This window comes from Caballeronia sp. SEWSISQ10-4 2, from assembly GCF_030464885.1.
Classification (GTDB): domain Bacteria; phylum Pseudomonadota; class Gammaproteobacteria; order Burkholderiales; family Burkholderiaceae; genus Caballeronia.
In genome coordinates, this window is record NZ_JALPRJ010000084.1 from 20,555 (window position 1) to 33,304 (window position 12,750).

Annotated in this window: 9 protein-coding genes and 1 pseudogene; 5 read left to right on the plus strand and 5 right to left on the minus strand. The window is 57.0% G+C overall.

Features of this window, described 5'->3' with window-relative positions:
- Complete coding sequence (locus tag M0D69_RS36190) at nucleotides 1-1,359, minus strand: hypothetical protein (protein ID WP_301786632.1); 1,359 nt, start codon at nucleotides 1,357-1,359, stop codon at nucleotides 1-3.
- A gap of 151 nt (nucleotides 1,360-1,510) precedes the next feature.
- Complete coding sequence (locus M0D69_RS36195; RefSeq protein ID WP_301786633.1) at nucleotides 1,511-2,173, minus strand: hypothetical protein; 663 nt, start codon at nucleotides 2,171-2,173, stop codon at nucleotides 1,511-1,513.
- Nucleotides 2,174-3,582: 1,409 nt separating this feature from the next.
- Between M0D69_RS36195 and M0D69_RS43935 the strand changes: the two genes are divergently transcribed.
- The 3 genes from M0D69_RS43935 to M0D69_RS36210 all read left to right on the plus strand — a co-directional run bounded on the left by M0D69_RS43935 (nucleotide 3,583) and on the right by M0D69_RS36210 (nucleotide 5,955).
- Entirely contained in the window at nucleotides 3,583-4,338 is a 756-nt protein-coding gene (locus M0D69_RS43935) for a helix-turn-helix domain-containing protein (RefSeq protein ID WP_367619811.1), read from the plus strand.
- Nucleotides 4,339-4,617: 279 nt separating this feature from the next.
- Nucleotides 4,618-5,241, plus strand: coding sequence for a hypothetical protein (locus M0D69_RS36205; RefSeq protein WP_301786634.1), 624 nt, complete (start codon nucleotides 4,618-4,620; stop codon nucleotides 5,239-5,241).
- A 489-nt stretch (nucleotides 5,242-5,730) separates the two neighbouring features.
- Nucleotides 5,731-5,955, plus strand: a complete 225-nt coding sequence (locus tag M0D69_RS36210) for a DUF6723 family protein (protein WP_301786635.1) — start codon at nucleotides 5,731-5,733, stop codon at nucleotides 5,953-5,955.
- A gap of 185 nt (nucleotides 5,956-6,140) precedes the next feature.
- On the opposite strand, the gene M0D69_RS36215 is transcribed toward M0D69_RS36210, so the two are convergent.
- Both M0D69_RS36215 and M0D69_RS36220 read right to left on the minus strand, forming a co-directional pair.
- Nucleotides 6,141-7,526, minus strand: coding sequence for an aspartate aminotransferase family protein (locus M0D69_RS36215; RefSeq protein WP_301786636.1), 1,386 nt, complete (start codon nucleotides 7,524-7,526; stop codon nucleotides 6,141-6,143).
- Nucleotides 7,527-7,546: 20 nt separating this feature from the next.
- Nucleotides 7,547-9,025 carry an NAD-dependent succinate-semialdehyde dehydrogenase gene (locus M0D69_RS36220; RefSeq protein WP_301786637.1) on the minus strand — a complete coding sequence of 493 codons (1,479 nt, stop codon included), beginning with the start codon at nucleotides 9,023-9,025 and terminating at the stop codon, nucleotides 7,547-7,549.
- A 181-nt stretch (nucleotides 9,026-9,206) separates the two neighbouring features.
- Between M0D69_RS36220 and M0D69_RS36225 the strand changes: the two are divergent.
- Nucleotides 9,207-9,812: pseudogene (locus tag M0D69_RS36225) on the plus strand (amino acid ABC transporter ATP-binding protein).
- 67 nt (nucleotides 9,813-9,879) lie between these two features.
- Here M0D69_RS36225 and M0D69_RS36230 read toward each other — a convergent pair.
- Entirely contained in the window at nucleotides 9,880-10,653 is a 774-nt protein-coding gene (locus M0D69_RS36230) for a YkgJ family cysteine cluster protein (RefSeq protein WP_301786638.1), read from the minus strand.
- 715 nt (nucleotides 10,654-11,368) lie between these two features.
- Between M0D69_RS36230 and M0D69_RS36235 the strand changes: the two genes are divergently transcribed.
- The gene (locus M0D69_RS36235; RefSeq protein WP_301786639.1) at nucleotides 11,369-12,484 is read left to right on the plus strand and encodes a porin; all 1,116 of its coding nucleotides are present in this window, start codon (nucleotides 11,369-11,371) and stop codon (nucleotides 12,482-12,484) included.
- Nucleotides 12,485-12,750: the final 266 nt, after the last annotated feature.

A 12,750-nucleotide genomic window follows, 5' to 3' on the forward strand; every position in this document is an offset into this window, starting at 1 on the left:
TCAGGAGTTCACCACTGGCGGCGAAGACAACGGGTTGTCCACCGATTGATGGGCGACGGCTGTGGGCGCAAACAGGTTGACCGATTCCCGGAAGCCGCGAAAGCCGGCTATTCTGCGCGGCATCTTGATCTTGCGTCGCGGGATCATCTGCGGCACGAACACCATACCGATTACGTACATCATCGGCGCGCCCGCAATCGGCTGAGAGATCAGAGCGGTGATCAATAGCGGGGCACATGCTGCGACCTTCTTCCAGTTCATGCCAGGTCCAAGCCTCAAGCCCGACAACAAAAGCACCTGACAGGCGAATCCAAACAAGCCGATCATGCCCAATTCGGCGACCAGGCAAATGCCGTCGTTCTTGGCAAGGCTCGAGTAGAGCCCGTTGCCCAACGGATTCTGACGCACTTCCTCAAGGCCCCGTTTGATCGACTCCGAGCGGTCGGACAACGACGCGCCATGCGTAACTGCCTTATCCTCCAGACCAATGTAGGGCGTGTACATGGAGACGGGATAAACAAGGCCGATCATCACCGCCGTCAGCACCACGCGCCATGCACGAACGCGCGTGCCTGAGAACAGGGCGATGGCGCCCACGGTCATCACGAGCAAAACGATCCCTAGCGACGAAAACGCACAGATTGTTCCACCGGCAAGACCGAACATAATGATCTTCGAACGCCGCGTGAAGGCTTCGTACGCGAGACAAAAGCAGGCCACTGCCTGATAGATGCCCGCCTCACGAAAGAACCCGCAATAGCGGTCGAGTTTCACCGAACCTGAAACAAAGTCCCCATAAAGCATGGAGAACGGGAAATAGATAGCGCCGGTGGTGGTCTGCTGATGCAGCGTGACTTCGGTGTACCCCTTCACTGCGACCGTGAACAAGAACAGCGATTCCTTGCTCCCAAGTATGGTCGAGAGCATGACGGTGACCACGCTGGATAGTCCGAGGACAGCTATGACCGTACACAACGTCCTGAAGAATGTGCGGTTAGCTTCCTCATCCATGAGGAACGCACCATAAGCCAGCGCGACTACGATCGTTGCCATGAACTCCTTGAACATCCAGTCAAGCTCTGACATCTGGAAGACGACCGAGATTGGACAGATGTACAGCCAGTAAACACCAAGCAAGCCGAGCAGTGTCGCGACGTCCCAGCGGATGGCCGCGTTGGAGTACCGCGTTTTCCTTATATTGTGCAGCACGTGCAAACCAGTGAGTGGCAACGCGAGCGCTATGCCTATCGATGTATAAGTTTCACCGAGCGCAGCCGGGCGCATCAAAAACAGATTGAGAACCAGCCCTAGACTGACCAGGCCGGTAACGCTGGGGGCTTTCAAAGAAAGTCGTCGCATCTGCATGCTCGTTTGCCACCTTGTTAAACGATAAAAGGATCCTGGCCGTGATGCTGTTCGAGTCTTCGGTACAAATAGCCGAGGCCTCCTTCACAGCGGGACGCATGTCGATCACGGCCGTGCCAGGGTGGATGTTCGTATAGGGTCATGCTCATCGGAAAATACCTTGACGCAGCAGTTGCACGTGTGGGCCAACACACCCTCCGTGAGAACCATGACGCCGGTTGCACCGTCGATCCCCGAAATGTTGCTTACGGGCGAGAAACGCCGCACCGATACTTGACAAAGACGCGCTGATATAGACCATCGACAAGCCGGCAAGCTTGTTGACCGTGGCAAACAAGATCAAGCCAACCTGATACGACCTTGAGAGCGCGGCAACAACCATGACAAGATTGAAGAACCCGGGGATATAGGCAATCGCCCCGTATGTCCGCCACTGGATCAAGGACGGTCCCACGAAAGAGAGCACCGTCGCGACGTCTGACGAAGCCACCGCGCCGCAGCAATATGGTTCGTGCATGGTCTCGTCGGCCTTATCTCCGTATTGCCTGGAAAATACCGGCCAGAGGACTCGACTGAGCATGTTGATGAACTGAAAGGCGATTCTCGACAACGTGCGATAAGCGTTGACACGGCGAGCACAGGCGTTCCGAACACGGCTTCGGCCAGGATTACCATTGTCTGGTTGCTGGACGCGTTTGCCGCCTGCAACACCAGGAAGGACAAGCCCGGAGCAACCATGCTGACCAGTTCGGCTTTGCTCGCACCATTGAAACTCAATCAACTCAACCACTACTGAGTGCCAGCGCAAGGTCGCGTCCTTGCAAGCACTCGCGTTCGCACCATTCGAATCCTTTGGGCTCGTTTGACGCTTCCGATAATACGCAGCCGAATTAATGACGCAATCGGCTTGACCGATGTAGACAAGATGTTGGCGCGTGAGGAACAGCCCGTACCATTTGTCATCTCAATGGCAAGTCCTCAGAGTCAACTTTGATTCGTCATGCTTAGTCATTTACGACACCTGCCCAACGAAAATTCTGAGCTGCCCACGGCGAAAAGGCAATCGCCGATGCCGCCAATAAGAGCGTTCTCGATCTGATCAACATCGGCGGCCCAGGCACAACTGTGAGACGCAGATGTGAAACGTTTGCGTCGTCCGTACACATGGAATGTGCAACGAGCCTGATGTCCGATTACGTTCGGACCTTCGGGCACGATCTATATCGCGTCCGTTGTCACAGCACCTACTTTCTGCGTACCGTCGATGCCGACGCTCGGTCCGTGTTCCGGAATGGCGACGAGGTGCCCGGCTGGAAAGTGCGACCAACGAGCAACGAGAACACGTCGGGGGTGGACTGGTTTGCACTGTCACATGCTTCGTCTGCCTGATGACCCATCCGACACGTCGCAGTTTTTCTATGACATCGCTTGCGACAACTTCGGCATCCGATCTTTTGCCTGTGCCCTGACACCTCGTGACGATTTCAATATTTATAAGTTCATATCTTTATCTATACTCGAATCCTATTAAGATTATGTGTCTAAGATGGATCAATAATTGGGTTATCCGCAACTAAAAATTGCTGTTAAATTTCTATTCATCTGGTTAGACATAATTTTAAAGATGTATTATCAGCAGTAATGCCGGGTCGCTCTGGACCTGCCGCGTTGCAGTCTTTCGTTTGACGGTGCAGTTGTCCGAGCATCGTCGCATCGAACTATCTCAGCGGAACGTCCTGAAGTGTGGGTTCGAGGGCGCTTCGCGCTTCCGTAGTGATCGTATGAAACGCAGCAGTGAGAACGTTGTGGTCCCGACGGCCAGGCTATTCCGCCATCTCGCACCGTTCGCTGAACCTTGCGGAGTCTAAATGAGTCATTGCGAATGCCCATATCGTCCGCTCCAGGAACGCCTGGCAGCCGTTGAAAACACGCCCTCCACGGGGCCACGATGTTGTCGAAGATTGCGATGCGGAGACCAAAGTTCGATTGAATGTGCGATAGCGCACAGTTGAAAACCAATAAACAAGATCTCCGTTTTTGAAGCCGGATTTGACGATTGCTATCGCTATTAAAATAGCAGTCGTATCGATGGCTTCTATATGACGTTTTACCTTGGCAGTGAGCCCCTATTATTTTTTTATTACCTCGCATCAATTGCAATGTCGGCGCGGCAAATCCTCACCGGCACAATAGAAAGCAATCCTGTCAGGAGGCTGTATGGGCGACGCTGAACGCAATCTGTACCTGCTGGGCCTCGGCGAAAGCTGGCAGGACCTCAACTGGAACGTTGCGCCCATGCAAGTCGGCATCGTGTTCTTCCAGGACTTGGCACATGTCGCTTCGGGCAGCGTGCCGGATACGATCACTGGCGTGTTGCACGTGATCAACGAGATGCCCTCGCTAGAGGGCGCAGATGGTGGTCGTATCTATAACGTGCGGCTGGTACTTGCGCCGCGAACGACTCCACACTCTGCGTCCGTCACGCAGTACGGCCTGGAACAACGTAAAGCGCTGGCAAGCGTATCGCCGGTCGCCGATACCCATTCCGGTTCCACCGCGGATCAACCTTGGGCATCACACGTCCAGTTGAATGGCCGTGGAGGGCAGGTTCATCTGGAGTCCCCCATTCTTGCGTCAAGGGGCAGCGGGAAGATTCATGCTTCTGCAGAGTGGCTGACGGAGAACTGCGAGCGTCTGATCTCTGTAGCCGAGGCCGCTCAGGCGGTAGCAATGAGCAAGCGCAACTTCCTGCGGCGGTTCCGTGAGGAGATGGGCATGACGCCTTCCGAGTACTTGCTATGCGCCCGATTACATCGTACTTGTCAGCTGCTGAGGGAAAGCGACCTGCCGATCGACAAGATCGCCCGCCGCAGTGGCATGGGCAGTGGTGCGCGGCTAGCCAAGGTTTTTCGTAAGCGGCTCAACATGTCGCCAACGGCCTTCCGCGCGCGCGCACGTCTTGAAGCCGCCTGAGTGCCTGCGAGCGTGTACTGCGATGAAAGCGCCAAAGTAGCGAATCGAACCACCGCGCTCGCGCTTCCCGGCATTGGGGCAGCAGCCGGGAACAGCAACTATTTCGCGCACAGCGACGCGACCTGGATAGTAACGTCCCTGATCCGATGCGCCATACCTCTCGCATTTTTCCACGCGGAACGATTTTTGCTCGTGGTCTGTTGATACGACTTAAAGATAGCCCGGGTTACGCCGCCTCTCCAAACCGGGCACGTCGTATCCAACTGCCACGGAGGTCGTGTGGACGAGAAAGTGCGTCAACTGATGGCGCAAATAAACGTACTGGAAGATGAACTGAGAGCCGTTTTGCATCGGGCTGAAGTGCCATTGTTCTACCGCCTTGACGGCAAGCGGATCAAATTCGATCACACCGTCAGGGAAGCACACCGGCGATCGAAGACGGGACTGCTGCGCTGGCTGGTCAAAAGCCGTCCGCCTACCATCGTGGTCGCACCGGTCATCTATGGACTGATCCTGCCGTTGCTGTTCCTCGACCTCGGCTTGACGGCGTATCAAACCATCTGCTTTCCCGTGTACAGGATCAACAAGGTAAAGCGTTCGGACTATATCGTGATGGACCGGTGGCACCTGAGTTACCTGAATTTCATGGAAAAGTTCAATTGCGCGTACTGCGCGTATGCCAACGGCCTGCTCGCTTATGGAACCGAGATTGCCGCGCGTACCGAGCAGTACTGGTGCCCCATCAAGCACGCTCGGAAAATGCTCGGCGCATCGCCCCGAGTTCACGGGTTCCTCGCCTACGGCGATGGTGAAAATTACGAAGAGCGGCTGTCCGGGTTCCGCGAAGCACTTGCCACGGATACCGTCAAGCCGGATGCTCCGGACGCCCCGCCTTCACCATGAGTTTTGCAGGCCTGCACGAACAAGATGTTTAGCGCTGCCGAACTGGTGCGCCCACTTTTTTATTGCCGGTGCCGCATGAACAGGTGCCGGCAAACCCTTCCGGCCAGCGGCTCTCCTTGCCGATAGCAATCGTTTGCGCCGTTCGTTCCAGACCGCGTTTTCGGCGAGACTAATCCACGCGCCTGACGTCAGTGACCGGTCTTGTTGCGGATCAGGACACGGCCTTCCCATGAGTCGAAGCGTGCCCGGGGGCTGCACACGCAAGAAGCGTACTGCCGGTGCGGACTGGTAATTGCTCCAAGTCAGGTGCTTTACGTCTTTAGTGAACGGCGTGATGTCTCCTGACAGGAAAAATCGACCGCAGCAGCGCTCTGCGGGACATATGCAACGCCTGTCAACGGCAACGATTTAAACCAGTCTCAAACCATGAAAAAACCGAAAATTGTCCTATCCACGACTCAGCTAAGAAGCCGGGATTCTGGCGAACGCATGCGCGCCGAAGATTTCGCGATCTACGCGTCGTATCAGATCAACGCGGGTGGATTGTTTGTAGGAACGCTAAAGGTTATTAGAAAGACCGACGGCCGCATGCTGTTCCCGTTCCAGGGTGCACCCGTGCTTGGACCCTACCCTACACGACAGGAGGCACGCGAGGCCGCCAGCATTCACGGCCGGCAGATAGTCGCTAGCGATATTGCCAATCCGGAAGATTGAGAGCGGCAGACGTGTGAAGTGGCGGTTGGAATGCTGCGCCGCGATGGAGTACACCGTGTTGTACTCCATCCACCCCAATCGTTCACTACTGAGCATGGAAGTGCTTGCGTCTCCTGCTGTGCAAAAAAACCGCCGGACAAAGCCAGTGGTTCTTGGTACTGCTTTTTTGGCATTGCATGCAAACGCTACGCAATCGTCTGCGTTGCGATTTCATCCGCGGCTTCGCGCACGATACCGATAATCTCATCCACATCCGCCCTCGTTGTCACCAACGGTGGCGCAAAGCCAAGAATATCGCCGTGCGGCATTGCCCGTGCGATCACCCCGCGCCGCAACGCCGCCGCCGATACCTTCGGCCCGACCTTCAATGCTGCATCGAAGGGCTTGCGCCCTGGCTTGCCCGCCATGAATTCAAGCGCCGCCAGCATGCCGGCATTGCGCACTTCACCCACCAGCGGATGCTGATCGAACGCAGCATGCAGCTGCGCGCCGAGATAACCGCCGACATCCGCGGCGTTCTGCGTCAGGTTCTCGCGTTCCAGAATGTCCAGGTTCGCAATCGCGGCGGCCGCGCAGATCGGGTGGCCGGAATAGGTCCAGCCGTGTCCCATCGCGCCATGTTCCTGCGAGCCCTTGTCGATCACATCCCACACACGTTCGCCGACAATCACACCCGACAAAGGCGCATAGGCGCTCGTGAGACCCTTCGCAACCGTGATCAGATCCGGCTGCATGCCGTAGTGCTGTGCGCCCATCTTCGACCCAAGCCGGCCGAAGCCGCACACCACTTCATCGGAGATCAGCAGGATGTCATGTTTCTTCAACACCTGCTGGATGGCTGCCCAGTAGCCCTCTGGCGGAGCGATGATGCCGCCCGTTCCCATCACCGGCTCACCAATGAACGCAGCAATAGTGTCGGCGCCCTCGCTTGCGATCAGCTTTTCCAGTTCCTCCACGCAATAGGCGACGAACTGCGCTTCGTCCATGCCGGCGGGCGCCTGCCGATACCAGTGCGGACAGACTGTATGCTTCACGCGATCGATCGGCAAATCGAAGTGCTGATGGAAGCTCGGCAAACCCGTCAGGCTGCCGGTAACGATGCCCGAACCGTGATAACCGCGCTGGCGTGAAATGATCTTCTTCTTGTTCGGACGGCCCAGCACGTTGTTGTAATACCAGACGATCTTGATCTGTGTTTCGTTCGCGTCCGAGCCGGACATGCCGTAATAAACCTTCTTCATTCCCGACGGTGCCCAGTCGATAATCCGCGACGACAGTTCGATGATTACATCCGTCGAATGGCCCACATAGGTGTGGTAATACGCCAGCTTCCTGGCTTGCTCGTAGATCGCGTCTGCGACTTCGGTGCGGCCATAGCCAATGTTCACGCAATAAAGACCCGCGAAGGCGTCGATGTAACTCTTGCCCTCGTGATCTTCTATTCGAATACCCTTCGCATCCCGGATGATCTTGCCGGGAAGCGCGCCGCTCGCGTGATCGTGTGCATGGGTCGACGGGTGCATGAAATGCGCGCGGTCTTCGTTGAACAGTTGTTCGAGTTCCTGTGTCATGAGTTGCTCCTTTGATTCAGTTAAGCCGTGACGGTCAGCGGCAGGCCCAGATTGCCGAGGCAGAAATATTTGGTTTCGACGAACGGCTCGAAGCCCTCCGATCCCCCTTCGCGACCTAGGCCCGACGCCTTCATGCCGCCGAACGGAATGGGCGCGCCGGTGAACTTGACGCCGTTGACCGAGACCATCGCAAAGTCGAGCCGGCGTATTAACTGGAAGATCGTGTCCATGCGTGTGGCGCAGACATACGCGGCCAGCCCATGCTCGGTGTCATTGGCTTTATCGACCACTTCATCGAGTGTGTCGAACGACGAAATCGCCGACGTCGGAGCGAAGTTTTCTTCGTCGTAGATACGCATGCCGGGCGCTGCGTCTGCAACAACGGTCGGCTCGAAGAACCAGCCGCCGAGCGCATGTGCTTGTCCGCCAGCCGTGATGCGCGCGCCCTTCGCCCGGGCATCGGCAACGCGTGCCGCGGTTGCATCGAAGGCGGCCTGATGCATCAGCGGACCGACCTCGACACCGCTCATGAAGGCCGGCCCGACCTTCAACGCACGCACCGCTTCGCTGTATTGCTGAACGAAGGTTTCATATAACGGTGCGGCCACGAAGATGCGGTTCGCCGCGCAACAGTCTTGTCCCGACGTCTGGAACTTCGCGCCGATTGCGATCTTGACGGCCTGATCGAGATCGGCGTCTTCTGTCACGATAAACGGCGCGTTGCCACCAAGTTCCAGCGCCAGCTTCTTGATGCAGGACGCGGCTGCAGCACGCGCGACCAGACCAGCCACCCTCGTCGATCCGGTGAAGCTCACCGCACGCACGCGGACGTCGCTTACCAGTGTTTCCATCGCCATCTGCGGCTCACCCAGCACGACGTTGAACACGCCTGCGGGAAAGCCCGCTTCTTCCGCCAGTTGTGCCAGAGCGAGCGCCGAGAACGGTGTTTCATGCGCGGGCTTGACGATCGCCGTGCAACCTACTGCGAGTGCGGCAGCGGCCTTGCGGGTGATCATTGCGACTGGAAAATTCCACGGTGTAATAAGAGCGGCAACGCCGACCGGCTCCATCACCGTGCCCAGGTGCGCACCGTTGATATGAGTGGGAATCGTGCGGCCGGAGAGACGTTTTGCTTCGTTGGCGAACCACTCGACGAAACTAGCCGCGTAAGCAATTTCTCCCTTCGACTCCGCGAGCGGCTTGCCTTGTTCCAGCGACAGGATGCCGGCCAGATCGTGTTGATGGCGCAGGATCAGTTCATGCCAGTGCAGCAGGATAGCGCTGCGGCGTTCTTGCGACACCCAGCGCCATGATTCATACGCTCGCTGCGCTGCGCCGACCGCTGCTTCTATTTGCGCGCGCTCCAGCATTGGCACATAACCGATCACTTCCTGGTCAGCGGGGTTCTGCACCGCGACCGTCGCCGCGCTGTCGCTATGAATCCAGCGGCCGTCGATGTAGCAAAGCGACTTGAAAAGGACGGGATGACCCAGCAACATGAGAGGCTCCTGATTGCACCGTATGGCGTCAATTTTCGCTCTTGTCGCTATGTGCTTTTTTTCGATATGAGACGCTATGCATAGCGTTTTTTCTGTCCTGCGGCCCCTTCCCGCGACATTCTTTCAGTCCCAGTCCGGTACGCTGTCGGGCATGCTTTTCACGACCTTGGTGACGATGTAGATCGACGCGCTCGATCTCGAAGTCGCCCGCAACGACAAGGTCGCAATCATCGGGCCGAGCGGTTCGGGCAAATCGACCTTGCTGCGCGTGCTGGTGCCCGCATCGGACCGGCATGGTGTTCCAGAGCTTTTATCTGTTCCCGCATATGACGGCGCAGCAAAATACCATCGAGGCGCCGCTGCGGGTGCTCGAAATGTCGAAGTGCGATGCGAACGAGCGAGGCCGTGAGCTGCTGTCCATGGTCGGGCTCGACGACAAGTGCATCACTATCCATCGCAGTTATCGGGCGGGCAGCAGCAGCGTGTAGCCATTGCAAGGGCACTGGCAATGCGGCCCAAAGTGATGCTGTTCGACGAAGTACCCTCGGCGCTCGATCCCGAGTTGTGCGGTGAAGTGCTGAATGTGATTCGCCGGCTAGGTCACGAGCACGATCTCACCATGTTGATGGTGACTCACCAGATGGGTTTCGCCAAGGAATTCGCGGACCGAGTGTGTTTCTTTTCGCAAGGCAAGATTATTGAGCAGGCGGCACCGCAGCAGTTTTTTGGAGCACCGCAACATGAGCGCACGCAGCAGTTCTTGCGTGCGGTCCGGGAAGCGACTTAGCGTTGGTTGTGGACAGAATCGCCAGGACCGGCTTGATTGATCAGCCGGTCCTCACATCGACTGCCGATCATGCCGAGGCGGGAAAGAAGCCGAGATAATCGAACGCCGGCGCGTCTGTCTTCGCGTAATGGACACCTGTTGCGCCTATCGACGTAAGCGTGTCCACTGTTTCGCGCCGGTTCGACACCACCTTCCACTGCAGCGTGTCGTCGCTCTCATCACCTTGCTCACGAGCACGTTTCAACGCGGCTATCGCCAAGGCAACAGGCGGTGAATAGATCACAAGGCCCTCGTTAGCCAGCGCAGCAGCATCGATTTCCAGATTCGCGCATGCGCGCGCTTTAATGCCGGCATCGCTAACATCCGCCGCCCGCGATTTTGCAATCAGGGCGAAGATCCCAGCGTCTACTACTTGCTGTGACCTCATCAGCAGCGGCTTGTCTGTCGACCACGCTTCCGGCGCACATTCCTTTTGCTCCGGCTTCAATTCGATGAACGGATTGATTTCCGCAGGATAGATCCGGCAGACAGTCGGGCGCTGCTCGTACACGCCACAACTCATGTTCGCTTGCAAATGCGGACACGCGCCCTCGAACGACGCGGCCAGAACCACAACGACCCGGACCGGCATGTCGCCGCTTGACGCGGCGAACGACCGCCGCCGCTTATGCTGCGCCTGCAGGTTGTCCGCCGCAGGTTCCTCGGGCCACGGAACGGCTTCGCAGAGAAACTGGACATCACCGCCGCGCGCAAGCCATACGAGCGCTTCGTCAACGCTCAGCGGTAGCTTGAGATCGTGGCAGCACTTGCCGCACATCGTGCATTCAAAGTTGATATCCATCTGTTGACGCTTTTTTGGAAAGGCATTTGTAAAAAACGTCGAACGCTGACGCGATGCCGGATGATAAAGGGTGACCCACATGCTAGTTCGGCGATTTCACGCAGCGGGTTACATAACCCCGAGTTTTTTTAGCGATGGCACAAGGATGGATCGCTTGTGCGGCTTTGTCGATTGAGGCGAGCTTGCGTCAAGCAAAGTCTACATCGCAGCTACATCCGGCAGGCAAGAAACGATTCCCTCCTGCGCCGCCTTAAGCTTCAGTGTCAGCTTAAGCATTAGGCTTAGTGCAAACTTAGCGTCGATCAGGCCATGCAATGCGCGATCACCCGAAGAGATCGCCTGGTTTTCCCAATGGGTTCGCCTAACGGGTTCGCCCAACGTCAAGCGGCTCCTTCTACGATTATTCGCAACTCAGCAAATATCTATTCGTTTGACCGGCGTTTATCTGAAGCTAAAGTTTGATTACTTTTAGCGTGCGGCGGAGTGATGGCTTCGTTGCGTTTTTCTAAACAACCATCCTCGCTGAGATAAACATTTTGACCCGTGGGGGGAAAATCCTCTTCCTGCCTCCACGGCCAGCTCCGGATTCGCCCAAGAGATCCGGGGCTTTTTTACATTTTTTTAAGCACGATAAATGCAAAGAACATGACGATCGCTGCGTAAGACAAAGCGCCGGCTAAACCGGCTACGCAGTCAATTTGGCATTGGAGGGGACATGAACAAGCTCAAGGCGGTTGCGCTGGCATCCTTGCTGGCAGCCGGTGCAGGGATCGCACGCGCTCAAAGCAGCGTGACACTGTATGGGCGCATAGACGCCGGCGTGGAATATATGACGGGCGTACCCACAGGACAGAATTCCGTGACCGGAGCATCGACTGGCAGCGGTCATCGCTTCAAGGCGGAAAGCGGAGATTGGGGAACGAGTCTCTGGGGCATCAAGGGCGTCGAGGATATTGGTGGGGGCAACAAGGTCGTATTCCACCTCGAAGGTGCATTCAACACCATGACCGGGCAAGGTCCCTCAAATAACGGCTTGTTCGACCGGTATGCCACGGTGGGAATTGCCAGCGACCGCTTTGGTACGGTGCTGCTTGGTAAAGAGCTGTTCCTGTCGAATGGCGTCTGGGACTTCGACCCCTTTGGTCAAAGCAACTGGTCGTCGGCGTCGTTGGTTCGCGGCCGGAACTGGAATCACACAAGCAACAACATCTCGTATCAGTCGCCTACCATCGCGGGTTTTGACGTCAGCGGGCAATACGCACCGTCTAACGCGACCAACTGGAATGGCAACGGTTCTACCGGACAAGGCCGCGCGGACGCAATCCAGTTGACCTACACGCAGCCTGTTTTCCAGATCCGCGCGATCTACGACGAATGGCGCGACGCCGCTAACGGAACACTGGACGACGTATTCAATTTCTCCCGCGAATACTTTGGCGGCGTTAATGTGTTCTTGGGGAAATTCAAGATCCAGGCGGTCTATCAGCAATCGCATTCGGGTTCCGGCGCCAAGTCCGGCGGCATCACGACCACGCAGCAAGAATGGGGCGGCGTGACATGGCAAGCCACGCCTGCAGCCGCGCTTATAGGCGCGGTGTATCACGTCAATGCAAACAATGGCGGCGGGAATGCGACCATCTATACGATCGGTGGCACCTACAACCTGACCAAACGTACATTGCTCGACTTCCAGATTGCGACCGCGCGGAACAGCGCTCATGCAAACTTCGGCTTGAACGCCAACTCCTTTGGCGACTCGACCAGCACCGACAACCCGCTTCCAGGCCACAGTCAGTCGGGTGCGTACGCCGGGATTCAGCATCTTTTCTAAGCTAGCAGATGGCCGCCGTTCCAGCGGTCGGCTATAAGGGATGTAGGTTGGTTTTTCGCTCGCGCCGGTGGACGGGCTTTTTGGGGGCTGCCGGGGCGGGTGGTGGTGGGTTGGTGCCGGGGTGGTGGGTTGGTGCCGGGGTGGTGGGTTGGTGCCGGGGTGGTGCTTTCGGCCTTAGCAGGCTGCGGAAATACAGGCCGACTTTACTGAACCATGAGCTTGATCAGAATTTTCGGCGGGGGATTTCTCATAGTTTGGAATATGGA